The 16,828-nt window shown below is 65.5% G+C and carries 20 protein-coding genes; 13 read left to right on the top strand and 7 right to left on the bottom strand.

The window, feature by feature from the left end:
* Positions 1–2 precede the first annotated feature (2 nt).
* The 3 genes from AC4NN3_RS11730 to AC4NN3_RS11740 all read right to left on the bottom strand — a co-directional run bounded on the left by AC4NN3_RS11730 (position 3) and on the right by AC4NN3_RS11740 (position 2,789).
* Entirely contained in the window at positions 3–881 is an 879-nt protein-coding gene (locus tag AC4NN3_RS11730; RefSeq protein ID WP_491927273.1) for a glycosyltransferase family 8 protein, read from the bottom strand.
* Positions 878–2,095 (bottom strand): O-antigen ligase family protein, encoded by a 1,218-nt coding sequence (locus AC4NN3_RS11735; protein WP_491927274.1) that lies wholly within the window; start codon positions 2,093–2,095, stop codon positions 878–880. The genes AC4NN3_RS11730 and AC4NN3_RS11735 overlap by 4 nt, the downstream gene beginning before the upstream one ends.
* A gap of 91 nt (positions 2,096–2,186) precedes the next feature.
* The gene (locus AC4NN3_RS11740; RefSeq protein WP_491927275.1) at positions 2,187–2,789 is read right to left on the bottom strand and encodes a hypothetical protein; all 603 of its coding nucleotides are present in this window, start codon (positions 2,787–2,789) and stop codon (positions 2,187–2,189) included.
* Between the two features lie 125 nt (positions 2,790–2,914).
* On the opposite strand from AC4NN3_RS11740, the gene AC4NN3_RS11745 reads away from it, so the two are divergent.
* From AC4NN3_RS11745 to mbfA, 3 genes are all read left to right on the top strand, one after another.
* On the top strand, positions 2,915–3,370 hold the full coding sequence (locus AC4NN3_RS11745; protein ID WP_491927276.1) for an RrF2 family transcriptional regulator: 456 nt from the start codon (positions 2,915–2,917) through the stop codon (positions 3,368–3,370).
* Positions 3,363–4,253: an NAD(P)/FAD-dependent oxidoreductase gene (locus AC4NN3_RS11750; protein ID WP_491927277.1), complete on the top strand. Its 891-nt coding sequence runs from the start codon at positions 3,363–3,365 to the stop codon at positions 4,251–4,253. The genes AC4NN3_RS11745 and AC4NN3_RS11750 overlap by 8 nt, the downstream gene beginning before the upstream one ends.
* 81 nt (positions 4,254–4,334) lie before the next feature.
* Positions 4,335–5,315 carry an iron exporter MbfA gene (gene mbfA, locus AC4NN3_RS11755; protein ID WP_491927278.1) on the top strand — a complete coding sequence of 327 codons (981 nt, stop codon included), beginning with the start codon at positions 4,335–4,337 and terminating at the stop codon, positions 5,313–5,315.
* A gap of 16 nt (positions 5,316–5,331) precedes the next feature.
* On the opposite strand, the gene AC4NN3_RS11760 is transcribed toward mbfA, so the two are convergent.
* Entirely contained in the window at positions 5,332–6,060 is a 729-nt protein-coding gene (locus AC4NN3_RS11760; protein ID WP_491927279.1) for an SDR family oxidoreductase, read from the bottom strand.
* A gap of 72 nt (positions 6,061–6,132) precedes the next feature.
* On the opposite strand from AC4NN3_RS11760, the gene AC4NN3_RS11765 reads away from it, so the two are divergent.
* Positions 6,133–6,771 carry a TetR/AcrR family transcriptional regulator gene (locus AC4NN3_RS11765; protein ID WP_491927280.1) on the top strand — a complete coding sequence of 213 codons (639 nt, stop codon included), beginning with the start codon at positions 6,133–6,135 and terminating at the stop codon, positions 6,769–6,771.
* A gap of 26 nt (positions 6,772–6,797) precedes the next feature.
* On the opposite strand, the gene AC4NN3_RS11770 is transcribed toward AC4NN3_RS11765, so the two are convergent.
* Entirely contained in the window at positions 6,798–7,715 is a 918-nt protein-coding gene (locus AC4NN3_RS11770; RefSeq protein ID WP_491927281.1) for a LysR family transcriptional regulator, read from the bottom strand.
* A gap of 167 nt (positions 7,716–7,882) precedes the next feature.
* On the opposite strand from AC4NN3_RS11770, the gene lnt reads away from it, so the two are divergent.
* The 8 genes from lnt (at position 7,883) to AC4NN3_RS11810 (ending at position 15,058) form a co-directional block, all read left to right on the top strand.
* Complete coding sequence (gene lnt / locus AC4NN3_RS11775; RefSeq protein WP_491927282.1) at positions 7,883–9,493, top strand: apolipoprotein N-acyltransferase; 1,611 nt, start codon at positions 7,883–7,885, stop codon at positions 9,491–9,493.
* A gap of 89 nt (positions 9,494–9,582) precedes the next feature.
* Positions 9,583–10,200, top strand: a complete 618-nt coding sequence (locus AC4NN3_RS11780; RefSeq protein ID WP_491927283.1) for a ribonuclease D — start codon at positions 9,583–9,585, stop codon at positions 10,198–10,200.
* Positions 10,201–10,205: 5 nt separating this feature from the next.
* Positions 10,206–10,853: a hypothetical protein gene (locus AC4NN3_RS11785; protein WP_491927284.1), complete on the top strand. Its 648-nt coding sequence runs from the start codon at positions 10,206–10,208 to the stop codon at positions 10,851–10,853.
* Entirely contained in the window at positions 10,850–11,302 is a 453-nt protein-coding gene (locus AC4NN3_RS11790) for an LptA/OstA family protein (protein WP_491927285.1), read from the top strand. The genes AC4NN3_RS11785 and AC4NN3_RS11790 overlap by 4 nt, the downstream gene beginning before the upstream one ends.
* Positions 11,299–12,066 carry an LPS export ABC transporter ATP-binding protein gene (gene lptB, locus AC4NN3_RS11795; RefSeq protein WP_491927286.1) on the top strand — a complete coding sequence of 256 codons (768 nt, stop codon included), beginning with the start codon at positions 11,299–11,301 and terminating at the stop codon, positions 12,064–12,066. Before AC4NN3_RS11790 ends, lptB begins: the two co-directional genes overlap by 4 nt.
* Before the next feature lie 153 nt (positions 12,067–12,219).
* A complete protein-coding gene (rpoN, locus tag AC4NN3_RS11800; protein WP_491927287.1) occupies positions 12,220–13,731 on the top strand; it encodes an RNA polymerase factor sigma-54 in 1,512 nt (503 codons plus the stop codon).
* A 245-nt stretch (positions 13,732–13,976) separates the two neighbouring features.
* Entirely contained in the window at positions 13,977–14,543 is a 567-nt protein-coding gene (locus AC4NN3_RS11805; protein WP_491927288.1) for a ribosome hibernation promotion factor, read from the top strand.
* A gap of 47 nt (positions 14,544–14,590) precedes the next feature.
* The gene (locus AC4NN3_RS11810; RefSeq protein WP_491927289.1) at positions 14,591–15,058 is read left to right on the top strand and encodes a PTS sugar transporter subunit IIA; all 468 of its coding nucleotides are present in this window, start codon (positions 14,591–14,593) and stop codon (positions 15,056–15,058) included.
* Between the two features lie 71 nt (positions 15,059–15,129).
* Here the strand turns inward: AC4NN3_RS11810 and AC4NN3_RS11815 are convergent, their stop codons facing one another.
* On the bottom strand, positions 15,130–15,417 hold the full coding sequence (locus tag AC4NN3_RS11815; RefSeq protein ID WP_491927290.1) for a DUF1150 family protein: 288 nt from the start codon (positions 15,415–15,417) through the stop codon (positions 15,130–15,132).
* Positions 15,418–15,432: 15 nt separating this feature from the next.
* Positions 15,433–15,852, bottom strand: coding sequence for an Hsp20 family protein (locus AC4NN3_RS11820; RefSeq protein ID WP_491927291.1), 420 nt, complete (start codon positions 15,850–15,852; stop codon positions 15,433–15,435).
* Between the two features lie 120 nt (positions 15,853–15,972).
* Between AC4NN3_RS11820 and AC4NN3_RS11825 the strand changes: the two genes are divergently transcribed.
* Complete coding sequence (locus tag AC4NN3_RS11825; RefSeq protein WP_491927292.1) at positions 15,973–16,806, top strand: glycosyltransferase family 2 protein; 834 nt, start codon at positions 15,973–15,975, stop codon at positions 16,804–16,806.
* Positions 16,807–16,828: the final 22 nt, after the last annotated feature.

Raw genomic sequence — 16,828 nt, forward strand, 5'->3', positions numbered from 1 at the left:
GCCTAGCCGAGCCGCAGCAGCTTTTTCCACCAGCGCTGCCAGCGATGCCGGGCAAAGCGGTAGAACAGTTCATTGGTCATCACGTGTCGATAGAACCGGGCATGGGCGCTGGAGTGGAAGATGCCTGACATGATGCCCCAGGGCTTGGCCTTGCGCGTATAGTGCAGGATGGCCGGGTTCATCCCCTCATGGGCGGCATGGGCATCGATGGTGTTCCAGCGCCAGTTCAGCTCCAGCCAGTTGTTCCGGAAGATCAGGTTGAGCATGTCCTGGTCGTAATAGAGCCGACCCAGAATCCCGCGTGCGGCCAGCGCCGCGATCTGGCTCTGCATGTCGATGGCGCGCCAGGCGACCAGGTCGATCAGCAGCATGCCGGAATTGAAATAGGGGTCGGCATACTCGAACAGGTCGCGGTTCTGCACCATGTCGCGCTTGCCCACGATGAACGGATGCACCGAATCGCGCACCGCCCCCAGGGGGAAGCCCTTGAGATCGGTATCGAACAGCGCCTCGATCGGGTCGCGCACCATCATGTCGCAATCGAGATAGATCACGCGGCTTACCGTTTCGGGCAGCAGCCTGCCCAGCATCAGCCGCCCATAGACCACTTTGGGCCATTGCGTGCTGGTCGGCAGGCCGGCGACGAAGGCGTCGAATTCGGCATTATGCGCCAGATTGTACCAGACCAGGGTCGCCCCGAATTCGCTTTCGATGGCCTTGAGGTCCTTGAGATGCGCCTCGGTCAGCGGCAGGTGCAGCAGGTGAAACACCATGTCGGCGCGGCGCCGGCTGGCCAGGCATATCGAGCGCATCAGCGCATAGGCCGGCGCCCAGAAATTGTCGTCAAAGGTCAGGGCAATATGGATCGGTGTGCCGGTCATCCCTGGTCTTCCTGTCCGAGCTGCGCCAGCGCCGCGATCAGCGCCAGCAATACGCCATAGACCACCGTCTGGGTCAGGATGCCGAACATGGCATTGGTCAGGCCCATGCTGAGATAGCCCAGGCTGGCCAGCACGCCCAGATAGAGCGCCGCATGACGGTGCCGTCCCCGCGTGGCGAGGCCTCCCGCAATCGGCGCTGCCAGCAGCAAGCCGTAGCAGATCAGGCCCAGCAGGCCCCCGATCACCGCAAAATCGGCCAGGTCATTATGCAGGTGCGAGGAGGGGGCATAGCCCGGCCCCGGCGGCGCGAATGCCGCGGCGCTGGTGGTGAACTCGATCATGCCATAGCCAAACCAGGGCGAGGCCCAAAAGGCGTTCCAGGCGGTCTGGTACATGTGGAGCCGTTCCCCGATCGCCCCGTCGGTTGCCCCGCCGGTGACCAGCGCCACCGCGTCATTGCCCAGCCCACCCAGCCGTCCGCCTAGGCCCAGCCCGATCACCGCCGTGCCCGCCAGCCCGATCAGCGCCACCACCGCGACCAGCGCGACGACAACCTGCCGGCGCGACAACGTCATGAAAGCCAGCATAGCCGTCGCCACCAGCAGCATGGGCACAAAGGCCAGCAGAGGGCCGCGTGAGCCGGAAAACCACACGGCAACCAGCGCCAGCAGCGGCCCGAGCAGAAACACGAAGCGCACCGGCCGGCGGTCGAGCAGGCCGACCAGCGCCACAAAGCCCAGCATCAGGGTCAGGTCGGCCAGGTGGATGGGATTGTTGACCAGCATGCCGCCGCGGTCGAGCTGCAGCACCAGCGCGCCATAGCCGGCTATGAGAGCCCCCGCGGCTGCCCCGGCCAGCGCCAGGCTGGCGATCGCCAGCGGCGTCAGTCGCTCGCCCAGCCGCGTCAGCAGGCCGGCATGAGGCCCGGCCAGCCAGAGCGGCGCCAGCACCATGATGACCGCGATATGCATCGGCGAGGTCGCGGTGAACGCCAGCGCCACCAGCAGCACCAGCCCCGCTCCCAGCGACAGCGCGATGGCGGGCTGCCGCAGCACCGCCCGCGATGCCGGCACCGCGGCCAGCACCAGCAGACCCACGCCCATCAGCACCAGCGTCGTGATATTGGCCACTTCGGGGGTGGGCGTCGGCAGGGTCAGCCCGGCGAGCAGCGCCGCCCAGGCAAGGATGACAACCAGTTTGGGCAGCAAGGTCATGGGGTCCGGGGCTCGATTTGGCCGGACAATGTCGTTTCGGCGTCGGGGCGTCAACCGCCCAGACACCGCCCGCCCGCTACCGGGCCGCTACCTACCAGCGCAGGCTCAGCTGCGCTGCCGTTTCGGGGTCGAAATGCAGCGTCACCAGCGTATCCTGCGCCGGGTCATGCACGCCCTCGCTTGACTGCCGCTGCAGCAGGGTGATCGTCTGCATGGTGGCGTCCACGCCCCGGAACACATAATCAAAGCAGTCCTGGCTCGGTGGGCCCACCACCGCGGCAATCTCCGCCTTGAGGTCGCGCAGGGCGCGGCCGCCGACGAGGCTCGCATCGCCCCGCCGCATGGCCCGCACGCTGGCCAGCCAGTCGTTTTCGGTGTCGCAGATCGCCTGCCCGTTCTCGAAACGGCCCTGGGCGATCAGGGCGATATCGACCGTCGCGTCCCAGGCATTGCCGATCTCATATTCCGCACCATCCGGGCTGACATCCAGATAGACATCCGTCCAGGCACAGCTCCCGGCCTCCTCGAGATAGCACCAGCGCTCGCTCGCCTGCATCAGCCTGGCCACATCCTCGATCGCCACCGGCTTGCCGATCTTCTGGCTGGCGATCACCGCCTCGGTCAGCGCATCGAAGGCCTGGGCGCTGGGCAGGGACAGGAGGCAGAGGGCAATGGCGGCAAGCAGGGTCTTCATTGGCATCGGCTCCCCTTGGGCTCCTGGCACAGGCACTGCGCACCATAGCATCGGCTTGTGGCGGCAAAAACAAGTCCCTGTCGATACAGTTGACAGGTCGGATTATATGTAACTATTATTGTTACATGAAACGATCCAGCCGCCTGTCGCTCGCTCTGCACGCTCTGGTGCATCTGCACCTGCAGCCCGATGCCGCCATGACGTCAGCCACCCTGGCGCAATGCCTGATGACCAATCCGGTCGTCGTGCGCCGCGTGCTCGGCACCCTGCGCGAGGCCGGTATTGTCGGCGCCACCAAGGGGCATGACGGCGGCTGGCGCCTGCTGCAGCCCGCCAGTGCCATCAGCCTTTACGCTATCTATGCCGCCATGGGCGAAAGCCTGCTGATCCGTACGGCCAGCGATCCGGGCGACCAGGGCTGCGGCATCGTGCGGGCTGTCGATCATGTCATGGGTGACTTCCTCGCCGATGCCGAGGCGCTGCTGGCCGCGCGTCTGGCCCGGGTCTCGTTGGCCGATATCGCCCAGCAGGCCACCCCCCATCCCCTCCACCCATCTCTCGGAGCCTCTCATCATGGATGACGTCATCATCATCGGCGGCAGCTTTGCCGGCCTCGCCGCTGCCCTTCAGCTCGGCCGCGCCCGCCGCCAAGTCACCGTGCTCGACACCGGCCTGCCGCGCAATCGCTTCGCCGCCCATTCCCATGGCCTGCTCGGCCATGACCACAAGTCGCCGCTCGACATTCTCGCCGCCGCCCGCCAGCAGCTTGCCCGCTATGCCACCGTCAAGCTGGTCAATGCCCGGGCCGAAAACCTGACCGGCAGCCTCGACGACTTCGCCGTCCATACCGATGCGGGCGAAAGCCTTGCGGCTCGTCGCGTGCTGCTCAGCTATGGCGTCGCCGACCAGATGCCCGCCATTCCCGGCTTCGCCGAATGCTGGGGCAAGACCATCGTGCCCTGTCCCTATTGCGACGGCTTTGAAGTGGCCGACAAGCATTGGGGCCTGCTCTGGTCCGGCCCGCATGCCCAGCATGCGGTGTCGCTGTTCCACGACTGGACCGATCACCTGACCGTGTTTGCCAATGGTCACGCCATCGCCCCCGACATCCGCGCCGAACTGGCTTCTCGCCAGGTCGATGTCGTTGATGGTCAGGTGGCCGAGATTGCCCATGCCGCCGGCCGGATCGCCACCGTCAACCTTGATACCGGTCGTCATGTGGCGCTCGACGTGCTGTTTGCCCATCCGCGCAACCAGCCATCGGCCAGCCTGCATGCCGCCCTGGGCCTTGAGACCGTTGAGGCGCCGGTCGGCATTGCCCTCAAGGTCGATGAGCGCCACCAGACCAGTATGCCCGGCATCTATGCCGCCGGCGATCTCGCCAGTCCCATGGCCAGCGTCACCCTGGCCAGTGCCCATGGCGCCATGGCCGGCATCTTCGCCCAGCAATCCATGCTGGTCTAGGCAGCGGGCAACAACGACACTTGTCTTCACTTTGGAATGGTTCTAAACATTGTTTAGAACTATTCTAATAAGTGGCCTGTCATGCTCCGCTTCATGCCCGACAATCGCCGTGCCTTCGCCTCGCTGAGCGAGCGCGAAATCCTCGCCCTCGCCATTTCGGCCGAGGAGGAAGATGCCCGCATCTACGCCGAATACGCCACCAGATTGAGCCCGGTCTATCCGGGCTCTGGCGCCCTGTTCGAGGGCATGGCCGCCGAGGAGAACGAACACCGCCGCCGCCTGCTCGATCTCTATGTCACCCGCTTCGGGCCCCATATCGTGCCGATCCGGCGCGAACATGTGCGCGGCTTTCTCACCCGCAAGCCGCTCTGGCTGATGGCCACCATGAAACTGGACGCGGTCCGCCAGCAGGCCTGGGAGATGGAAGAGAGCGCCTATCGCTTCTATCTCGCCGCCGCCCAGCAGACCACTGACGCTGCCATCCGCAAGCTGCTCGGCGACCTGGCCGAACAGGAGCGCAAGCACGCCCGGGCCGCCGACCGCATTGACGCTGAGGTCTTGGGCGAAACCGGCCGCGACGCTGAAAAGAGCGAGGCGCATCGCCAGTTCGTGCTGACCTATGTGCAGCCCGGCCTGGCCGGCCTGATGGATGGCTCGGTCTCGACCCTGGCCCCGGTCTTTGCCGCCGCCTTCGCCACCGGCGATACCCACCAGACCTTCCTCGTCGGCCTCGCCGCCGCCGTCGGCGCCGGCATTTCCATGGGCTTTACCGAGGCCGCTTCCGATGACGGCAAGCTCACCGGCCGCGGCTCGCCCATCAAGCGCGGCTTTGCCGCCGGCATCATGACCACCATTGGCGGCCTGGGCCACGCGCTGCCCTATCTGATCCACGATTTCGCCATCGCCACCACCATCGCCGTGATTGTGGTGCTGGTCGAGCTCTGGGCCATCGCCTTCATCCAGAACCGCTATATGCAGACCCCCTTCTGGCGGGCTGCCCTGCAGGTCGTGGTCGGAGGCGCCCTGGTCTTTGCTGCGGGCATATTCATCGGCATGGGCTGACCCCTGGGGGCTGCCGTCACCAGGCGGTTTCGCCCCCGGGTTCGACAAAGCGTCCGGATACGGCATCCGCGCCCATCAGCGCGTATTGCACCGGCAGTCTGGCGCCCTCTTCGGGCGTCATGAAGCCAAGGCCGGTGAGATCGGTCTTGACGAAGCCGGGGCTGACCGAATTGACGACAATGGCGGTGTCGGCCAGTTCCTGGCTGAGCTGGACCGTCAGCATGTTCAGCGCTGCCTTGGAGGCATTGTAGCCGATCAGGCGGGCCGCGTAATAGGGCGAGGTCGGATCCCCGTTGACCGCCAGCGAGCCGAGCGAGCTTGCCAGATTGACGATCCGGCCCGCTGCCGATCGGCGCAGCAGCGGCAGCATGGCCTGTACTACCACCAGTGTGCCGAAGAAATTGGTGTCGAAGATGCATCGGACAGCCGCGGTGCTGGCCATGCTGGGCGGGCCGTCAGCCGGGTCGACGATGCCGGCATTGTTGACCAGGATATCCAGCCTGCCATGCTCGGCCTCGATCTGTCGGGCCGCCGCGGCAACACTGTCCGCATCGGTGACGTCGAGCGGCACGAATTCGACGGCCAGCCCCTGCGCCGACAGCGCGGCGGCCGCCGTCTTGCCCCGGCCCGGATCCCGCGCGCCGACGAGGACGGTGACGCCGGCTTCGCCAAGCTGGCGAGCGATCTCGAGGCCAATGCCCTTGTTGGCGCCGGTAACGAGCGCGATGCGATTAAGGTGCGTCATGGATAGTCCTTCACTGCTGGTCTGACTATTCGGGCCAGTATATGAAGGATGCTTCAGTTTGAGGATTCGCTTATGCCCGCCAGCGCGCCGCGTCACCTGGAGCCCCGCAAACGGCCGCGTCAGGCGCGGGCCACGGTCACCGTCGACGCCATTTTCGAGGCAACCATTCAGGTTTTGCTGGTCGACGGCCCGCACCGGCTGACCACTACCCGCGTGGCGGCCCGGGCCGGCGTCTCGGTCGGCACCATGTATCAGTATTTCCCGCACAAGCAGGCCCTGCTCTATGCGCTCAACGAGCGCTATCTCGACAACCTTGCTTTGCAGGTCGAGACGGCCTGCCAGGCGCAGCACGGCAAGGATATTGCCGCGATGGTGGCGTCGCTTGTGGGTACCTATTGGGCAGCCAAGACCGCGCGCAGCGACGTTACGCGCGCGCTCTATCGCTCGGTGGCCGAACTCGATACCGAGGCCTTGATCGAGACCTTCGGCCGCCGGGTCGACGCCGCGACCATGGCCATGTTCACCACCGCGTCAGACGCCCGCTTCGCCGACCTTTCCCTGGTCAACACCACCCTGCTGACAGTCATCTTCGGCACCGTGCGCAGCGTCTTCGAGCGCAACCTGCCCACCGCGCTGGGCAGCGACATCCACAACCAGCTGGTGCTGCTGTGCCTGTCCTATCTGGCGGCGGTCAAACTGCCGGCGCGCTGAGCCGGCCCCCGGGCGCTTGGCCGCGCTTACAAACTGCTCAGCCGGTTTTCCACGATCATGCCGACCTCGGCGCATTCGGCCGCGATCTCGGCGACGAAGTCGGCCAGCATGGGGCGCTCCAGCGCGCTGGTCGAGCGCACCACCATGGCGGTGTCGCGGTGCAGCGGCGCGAAATTGGCCGGGGCAATTTCCACCAGCCGGCCGGCCGCCACATCCTCGGCAATCGCCGAATGCACGAAAAATCCCAGCCCCTGGCCCTTGGTCGCCAACCGCCGCGCCGGCCCGGTGGGCAGCTCGACGCTGGTCTGGGCCAGCCGCACCAGCGCCGCCGCCGTCTCGGGCTCGGCCTGCCACCAGCGCAGCGAGATCACCCGCGGCACCAACGCCAGCACTTCCTCGATGCTGGGCTCTGCCGACAGCTGCGCCGCGATCTCGGGCGACACCACCAGCGGCACCCGTTCGCGCATTACCAACAGCGGCACCAGGTCCACCACCAGCGGGTCGATATTGGGCCAGCACAATATGCCCATCTCGACCTCGCGCTCATGCAGCATGGCCACGATCTGGCTTTGCCGCCCCTCATTGACCACCACGTCGACGCCGGGATATTGCGCCTGGAAGCGCAGCAGCGGCTCGGTCACCAAAGGGGTGACGAGGCTGCGCAGCGAGGCAATCGCGATCCGGCCGCGCTCCACCCGCCGCAGGGCCTCGCGCCCCTCCTGCGCCGTGCCGATGATACGCCGCGCAAACGGCAGGAAAGTCATGCCCTGATCGGTCAGCGTCACCGTCCGCCCGCGCCGGAACAGCGTCACGCCCAACAGGCCCTCCAGCGCCCGCATCCGCATTGAGGCGGTGGCCTGGGTAATGTTGAGATGGGCCGCCGCGCGGGTGAAGCTCTGCTCCCGCACGATTCGGTCAAAAGTTCGTAGCTGGTCGAGGTCCATCGATTTGGCTTATCTTGCTATCGTTATTGCACCGGATTTTTGCATCATGCATTGGCTTTTGCAATGCTGACACCGGCAAGCCGCCTGCTGCAGCCTGCCCGTCTTGACGCTCTCTGCCCCACCAGCCAGCTTGCGCCCATGGATTTTGATTCGCTGAGCCCACTGCCATGACCTGGCTCGCCGAGACCGCCATGCTCAGCCATGGCTGGCGGCGCTTCGTACTGCTGCTGGTCGCCGGCGCCCTGGCAGGCCTGTCGGTACCGCCGCTCTTTGTCCTGCCGGCGCTGTTCATTGCCTTTCCGGTCTGGATCTGGTGCCTCGACGGTGCCGAAACCGGCCGCTTCTGGCGGCGCCTGTTCGGCCCGGCCTTCACCATCGGCTTTGCCTTCGGCTGGGGCTATTTCACCGTCGCCTTCCACTGGCTGGGCGCTGCCTTCTTCGTCGAGGGCGGCATCATGCTCCTCATCATGCCCTTCGCCATCCTGGCGCTGGCTGGCCTGATCGCCCTGTTCTGGGGCCTGGCCAGCGCCTTGGCCCACCTGCTGTGGAGTCACGGGCCCTGGCGCATCGTCACCCTGGCCACCTTCCTGACCATGGCCGAATGGGCCCGCGGCCACCTGCTGACCGGCTTCCCCTTCGATCTGCTCGGCTATGCCCTCACCCCCAATGACGAGATGATGCAGCTTGCCGCCGTCATCGGCATCTATGGCCTGACTTTGCTGGCCGCGCTGCTGGCCATGACCCCGGCGCTGATCTGGCCGGCAGACCAGCGCAGCCTCAGCCGGCGCCTCCTGCCCTTCTTCATCGCCATTGCCGTCATCGCCGCCCAGCTCGGCTATGGCCACAATCGCCTCACCGGCACCACGGTCACCCCGCGCACCGATACCGCCCTGCGGCTGGTGCAGCCGCTGGTCTATGAGCATGCCGACTGGAACAATGCCGATCCGGTGGCGCTGATCGATCGCCTGCTGATGCTCTCCGACATGCGCACCGGTCCTGATGATCAGGGCCTGGCCGATATCGACCTGCTGGTCTGGCCTGAATCCAGTCTGCCTTTTTATCTCTCCACCTATCCCGAGGCCCTTGCCCGCATCGCCCGCCTGCTGCCCGAGCGCACCACCCTTTTGGCCGGGGCGCCGCGCCTGCAATATGAGCCCGGCACCACCACGCCGGCGGGCCCGCCCTTCAACGCCATCCTGGCCATCGACAGCAATGGCGAGATCATCGCCAGCTACGACAAGGCCCATCTGGTGCCCTTCGGCGAATTCCTGCCCTTTGCACCCTTCTTTGCCAGCCTGGGCATCAAGCAGTTTGTGCCCGGCGCCGAAGGCTGGAGCCATGGCGACACCCGCCGCCGCCTGATGACCCTGCCCGGCAAGCCCGCTCTGCTGGCGCTGATCTGCTACGAGATCCTGTTTTCCGGCGATCTGGGCGACACGGCAGGGGCCCAGTTCCTCTTCAACATCACCAATGATGCCTGGTTCGATCACTCCATCGGCCCGGCCCAGCACGCCCATCACGCCCGCATCCGCGCCGTCGAGGAGGGCATGAGCCTGGTCCGCGCCGCCAATTCGGGCCTGACCTTTGTCACCGATCCGCTCGGCCGCATCACTGCGCAATTGCCGGTCTTGCAGATGGACGCGCTCGACGTGCAGCCCGATGAGCGGCTCGCCTCCACCCCCTTCAGCCAGCTTCGCTACTGGCCCCTGCTCATCGCCCTGCTGCTGGGCCTGGGCCTCTCCGTGCTGGTGCGGCGCCGCCGCAGCTCGGCTTTGTGATCGCCGCGCACCGGGCCCGTCGCCTGCCCAGCCTTTCCAATGCCGTGATGCTGTGGCATCAGGGAGCTACTCTTCCTGCGAGGATTTTCATGGCCATCCGTCTGCACCGCGGCGACCTGCCCAACCTGTCCAATTACGATGGCCGCGAAGTCGCGATTGATACCGAGACCATGGGCCTGCAACCCCATCGCGACCGGCTCTGCGTCATCCAGCTCTCGCCCGGCGACGGCAGCGCCGATATCGTCCAGCTCCCCCAGGACGTCAGCCAGGCGCCCAACCTGGTCAGGCTGCTGGCCGATCCGGCCGTCACCAAGATCTTCCACTATGCCCGCTTCGACGTGGCCGCGCTCAAGAACCGTTTCGACGTCGTTACCGGCCCGATCTTCTGCACCAAGATCGCCAGTAAGCTGGTCCGCACCTATACCGATCGCCATGGCCTGAAAGACATCAGCCGCGAACTGCTCGGCGTCGACCTGTCCAAGCAGCAGCAGAGCTCGGACTGGGGCGCCGACAAGCTCAGCGACGCCCAGCTCGAATATGCCGCCTCCGACGTGCTCTACCTGCACGATCTCAAGCGCCATCTCGATCGCATGCTGGCCCGCGAAGGCCGCACCGAGCTGGCCCGCCAGTGCTTCGACTTTCTCAAGACGCGCTGCGAACTCGATCTGCTGGGCTGGGGCGAGATCGACATCTTCGCCCATAGCTGATGGCCATGACGGTGACGAACCTGCAGGCCGATGCCGCCCAACGCGAGGCCATCTACCAGCGCCTGGCGCGCCGCAACCGCCTGGTCGCCATCCTGCGCATCGGCGTGCCGGCGCTCGGTATCCTGGTTCTCGTCCTGCTGGTCGGGCAGATCTATCTCTCCAGCCTCGCCGGCCGCTTCGGCATCGGCCGCATCGCCGTCTCCCCTGACGCGGTCACCATCGAAACCCCGCAATATTCCGGCGTGCTCGACGACGGCACCAGCTATCGCGTCTGGGCCCGATCGGCTCAGGCCGCCATTGTCGCGGCCGACCAGATCGATCTCGACGAGGCCGCGCTCTCCATGAACCGGCCTGGCGGGGTGGTGACCGAGGTCACGGCGCATGCGGCCCGTCTCGACAGCGGCGCCGAAACCGTGACCATTCCCGGCGTTGCCATCATCGCCGAATCCACCGGAACCACCGCGACGGTTGTCGATTCAGTGTTCGACTATGCCGCCCAGACACTGGTGGCCAGGGGCCGGGTGCATGTCGACTATGCCGATGGCTCCTCCCTTGACGGCGTTGGCATGACCTACGATGTCACCGAGGCTGTCTGGACATTTTCCCGCGTGAACGTCACGCTGCCATCGACGCCTGGATCGGAAACCCCATGATGCTGCGCCTGATTGCGTTTTTCGTGCTGGCTTTGTTTGCCACCCCGGCCTTTGCCCAGCAGGCGGTCAATATCACCGCCGACCTCTTCACCCTCGATGAGACCTCCAACATGGCCGTGTTCACCGGCAATGTCGTGGTCGTCCACCCCACCGTCACCGTCTGGGCCACCAAGGTGGAGGCCACCTATGGCGCCGGCGGCACCACCGACCTCAAGACTTTCGACGCTACCGGCGACGTCCGCCTCAAGACCGTCGACCAGGAAGCCACCGGCGAGCACGCCGTTTTCACCCCCGGCGACCAGCTGTTGCGGCTCACCGGCAATGTCGTGGTCGTCAATGCCGGCGGCACGGTCAATGCCGACGAGCTCGTGGTCAATCTTGAAACCAATGTCTCCACCTTCACCAGTGGCCAGAGCGGCCGGGTCACGGGAACCTTCTCCTCACAATGACCCTGTCCACCCCGCCGCAGTCCCCGTCGCGCGTCGATCAGTCCGGCTGGCTCGTCGCCCATAGCCTCGCCAAGAGCTTTGGCAAGCGCGTGGTCGTCCGCGACGTCTCCATCGCCGTCCGCCGTGGCGAGGCCGTGGGCCTGCTCGGTCCCAATGGCGCCGGCAAGACCACCGTCTTCACCATGATCATGGGCCTGGTCAAACCCGATTCGGGTTCCATCCAGCTCGATGGCCGCGCCATCACCCATCTGCCCTTGTTCCAGCGCGGCCAGCTCGGCATCGGCTATCTGCCCCAGGAGCCCTCGATCTTTCGCGGCCTCACCGTCGCCGGCAACATCCTGGCCGTGCTGGAAAACCACATCAGCGGCAAGGCGGCCCGCCAGGCTCGCCTCGACTCGCTGCTGGCCGAGTTCTCCATCCAGCACCTGGCCAAGTCCAATGCCCTGGCCCTGTCGGGCGGCGAGCGCCGTCGCGTCGAGCTCGCCCGGGCGCTGGCCGCCGATCCGGCCTTCATGCTGCTCGACGAGCCCTTTGCCGGCGTTGATCCCATTGCCGTCGCCGAGGTCAAGGGCCTGGTGCGCCAGCTGACCCAGCGCGGCATCGGCGTGCTGATCACCGATCATGCCGTGCGCGAGACGCTGGGTCTGGTCGACCGCGCCTATGTCATCCATGGCGGCAAGGTGATGATCCAGGGCTCTCCCGCCGTCATCAGCGCCGATCCGGACGCGCGCCGGGTCTATCTCGGCGAGAATTTTGCCATCTGACGCGCGCTTTGCGGGCACGACGCCGCAATCGGACTTGGCACGAATTTTGCCGCCGCTGACCTGGCCTGCTTGCCCGCTGCCCAATAATGCGGCATGCTTTGCTTGAAACTTGGCCGCACCCGGCCTGAACTTGCGCTAAAGGTCTAGAGCTGAATGGCACTTTCGCCGCGTCTGGAATTCCGGCAGGCCCATAGCCTGACCCTGACGCCGCAACTGATGCAGTCCATTCGCCTGCTGCAGCTCAGCCATCTTGAGCTCAACAGCTTCGTCGAGGAGGAACTGCTGCGCAATCCGCTGCTCGAGCGCGAGGATGGCGCCGCGGCAGCCGATGCCGAGCCCCCCGAGGCGCCTGAGCGCTCCACCGAGATCAGCGCCTATGAGGACACCGTCGACCGCGGCGACCGCATCCAGGACGCCGATTCCATTGCCGACGGCTATGATACGGCGGTCGACAACGTCTTTCCCGACCAGAGCGCGCAGGACCAGCTCAATCCCGCCAGCCGGCTCGACCGCAATGGCGCCAGCGCAGCTGGCGAGGCCCCCGACATCGACCAGTTCGTCGCCTCCCGCCCGGTCCTGAGCGAACATCTCGAAGGCCAGTCCAACTTCATCCTGCGCACCCCGGCCGACCGTCTGATCGCCCGCCACCTCATCGACGGGCTCAACGAGGCCGGCTACCTGACCACCGACCTGCAGGCGCTGGCCGACCAGCTGGGCGCCGAGCTGGCCGATATCGAGGCCGTACTCACGGCCCTGCAGGGTTGCGATCCGGTCGGCGTCTTTGCCCGCACCGTCCCGGAATGCCTCGCCATCCAGCTGCGCGAGCGCGACCGCCTCGATCCGATGATGCAGGCGCTGCTCGACAACCTGTCCATGCTGGCCGAGCACGACATGGCCGGGCTGATGCGCGTCCTTGGCTGCGACCGCGAGGACCTGCTCGACATGCTGGGCGAATTGCGCCGGCTCGATCCGCGCCCGGGCCTGGCCTTTGACAGCGGGCCGGTCGAAACCGTGGTGCCCGATGTCTTCGTGCGGCGCGGCCCTGACGGCGCCTGGCAGATCGAGCTCAATGCCGAGGTGCTGCCCCGCGTCCTGGTCAATCGCGTCTATTACGCCACCGTCACCAAAAAGACCCGTGCCCCCGGCGAAAAGGCCTTCCTGTCTGATTGCCTGGCCACCGCCAACTGGCTGACCAAGAGCCTCGACCAGCGCGCCCAGACCATTCTGAAGGCCTCCGCCGAAATCGTCCGCCAGCAGGACGGCTTTCTCACCCACGGCATTGCCCATCTCAAGCCGATGACCCTGCGCATGGTGGCCGAAGCCATCGACATGCACGAATCCACCGTCAGCCGCGTCACCGCCAACAAATATATGGCCACCCCGCGCGGCCTGTTCGAAATGAAGTATTTCTTTACCACCGCCATTGCCGCCAGCGACGGTGGCAATGACCATTCAGCCGAGGCCGTGCGTCACCGCATCCGGCAGCTGATCGAGGCCGAACTGGTCACCGCCGTCCTCAGCGACGACACCATTGCCGACCTGCTCAAGCAGGAACAGGGCATCGAACTGGCCCGCCGCACCGTGGCAAAATACCGCGAGGGCATGAACATTCCCTCGTCGGTCATGCGCCGCCGCCGCATGAAGAACGCCCAGCAGCTGGCCTGAGCGCCCCGGTTTCCTGCCGAAGCGATAAGTTTTGCGGCAGAATTTAGCCTGCTTTGTTCGCCCTGTCCGCACAATAAACGAACCACATGCCGGACTTGCGCATTGCACCTGCACGGCGCGCAGGTCTAGCATTGACCCTGTCGTCCACCCATATCCAAGGGGCAGGCGACAGGCGTCATCCCGAAGACCGGGAACGGCTTTCGGAGGTCCTGACGTCGCACAACGACAAGAAGGAAAGACAAGCCATGACCTTACGCGTATCGGGAAAGAACATGGATGTCGGCGATGCCCTGCGGGGTAAAGCCGAAGATCATTTCGCCGCCGTCGTCGGAAAATATTTCGATGGTGGTTATGACGGTCATCTCACCCTCACCCCCGACGGCATCGGCTTCCGCGCCGATTGCGTGGTTCACCTCGATTCCGGCGCGACCCTGCAGGCCAGTGCCCAGGGGGGCGAACCCACCGCTGCCTATGAAGTCATGGCGCTCAACATTGAAAAGCGTCTGCGCCGCTACAACCGCAAGCTCAAGCAGATTCGCCGCGGCAATGGAGCGGATGTGACCGCCCAGTACACCGTGCTCGACGCCGGCACCCAGTTCGATGAGCTCGATGCCGACTATGCGCCCCCGGTGATTGCCGAGAGCACCAAGAACCTGCGTCAGCTCAGCGTCGAGGAGGCGGTGATGGAGCTCGATCTCACCGGTAGCCAGGTTGTGATGTTCCGCCATGCTGGACATGGCGGGCTCAATGTGGTCTACCGCCGCTCCGATGGCAATATTGGCTGGATTGATCCGGCCCTGGGGGCGAATTGACCGCCCCCTGAGCCGTAGTTTGCGCAGTTGATCTCAAGGCGATTTGAATGGAACTGGCCGATATTCTGGCTGAGCGTGCCGTGCTGTTTTGCACGGACATCACCGCGAAACGCCAGCTCTTTGAAACCCTTGCCGTTCGTGCCGCTGCATTGACCGGGTACCCGCAGGCCGAGATCCTCGAGGCTATTGTCAGCCGCGAGGCCCTTGGTTCGACGGGGCTCGGTAATGGCATCGCCATTCCGCATGGCAAGCTGGGCGGACTGGGTGGCGTGACTGCCCTGTTTGCCCGGCTCGACCAGCCCATCGACTTTGACGCGGTCGACGATCAGCCCGTCGATCTGATCGTCATGCTGCTGGCCCCGACCGGGGCCGGCGCCGATCATCTCAAGGCCCTGTCGCGCGTCGCCCGCCTGCTGCGCACCGAATCAGTCGTTGACGCGCTGCGCGCCACCGCTGATCCGGCGCGTCTGCATGCCATCCTCACCGCGCCGCTGCCGGTTACCTACGCCGCCTGAGCTTGGGCCCCGGGCGCATAAAAAAACCCTCCGGCATTGCCGGAGGGTTTGTCATTTCGGGAAAGGGGCGGCTAATGCAGCGTTGCCAGGCCCAGATTGTTCTCGCCCAGCCAGTCGCTGACTGAATCTTCGGTATCGGTCACCAGCAGCGGCGTGCCATCGGCCGCCATCAGCAGCTGATATTCCGCCTCGGCTTCGAATACCGCATCGGTGATCATCGTGCCCAGCACGGCGCCGCTGACCGGCCGCATATAGGCGACGGCATCCCCGCCCAGCGCGGCAAACTGCGCGCGGGTCAGCGATTTCAGCGGATGGATGACGCGATTGGCGGCGGCCATTTCATTTCGTTTTTCATACATGGGTCGGCCCTTTCCTCAGACTGAGCGAATTTCGATACGGCGAGCGATCTTGGGCGTCTGGGGGCGCTCTATGGCAATAACGAGCATACCATGCCCCAAAGTTGCATCCTTCACGATCATGCCATCGGCCAGCAGGAAGGCGCGCTGGAACTGCCGTGCGGCAATGCCGCGATGCAGGAACTCCCGCCCGGTTTCGTCCTTCTGCTTGCCGCGCACGATGATCTGGTTGTCTTCGGCCATCACCTCGAGTTCGTGGCCGCCAAAGCCGGCGACCGCGATGGACACCAGGAACTGCTCGGTGCCCACTGCATCGATGGTGCGCTCAATATTATACGGCGGATACCCGTCGGCGGATTTGGCCAACCGGTCGACACGCTCCTCGAAACTGTCAAAGCCGAGGAGAAATGGGGCGGAAAAGACCGAAATACGCGACATGCCAGCCGTCCTTGATCATCAAGCAACGTATCGACCCGCGACCCGATAAGTGTGGCATCGCGCGTCTGGCTGAAATATGGGACCTCAACGCGCATCGTTCAAGGTCAGGATCCGGTCGCCATGTCGCAGGCAGTTTCCATCATCACCCCGGCCTTCGGGGCCCAGGCCACCATCGTGACCACCGTGCAGAGCGTGCTGGCCCAGACCCATGCCGATTGGCAGCTCTGGCTGGTTGCCGATGACGGCTTTGACTATGCCGCCTTCCTGGCATCCGCCGGCATCGCCGATCCGCGCATCATCCACCTCGACAGCGGCGGCCTGGGCCTGGGCGCGTCGCGGGCCCGCAATGTGGCGCTCGACCGCCTCGCCACCCCCTATGTCGCCATTCTCGATGCTGATGATCGCTTCAAGCCGCAAAAGCTCGAACGGGCGGTGGCCGCCTTGGCCGACCATGCCATCGTCACCACTGCCCTCGACGTCATGGACGACAGCTTTCGGCACCTGCGTTTTGTCGGCCAGGGCCCCGATCGCGCCCTCAGCCCCGGGCAACACAAATGGGTGAGCCTGTCGATGGATTCCATGCTGGTCTGGGATCGCCGCCGCGCCGACGCCCGCTATGACGCCACCATGAGCAATATGACGGACCTCGAATTGCTGCTGCAGCTCTATGGCCAGGTGCCGGCCTCGTTCCATCTCGGCACGCCGCTGCATGACTACATCAAGCGCTCCGCCTCGATGAGCAATGGCGCCAATGTCGCCGCCGGCATGATGGCCTCCAAGACCACCCTGCTGCAGCGCCTGGCCGGCAATCACTATGGCCTGCCGGCCGCCGAATTGCCCGGGCTGACGCGCTTTCTCGAGATTTCCCTCGCCGCCGAGCCGCTCTACGGCCCGGCTCTGGCGGCGAGGCCCGGCCTGCTGTTCGAGGATCACCTCGAGCCACGCCTCGTCTGAACGACAAAAGCCGGCCCACAAG

The sequence above is a fragment of the Devosia sp. MDV22-iso42 genome (assembly GCF_058629155.1).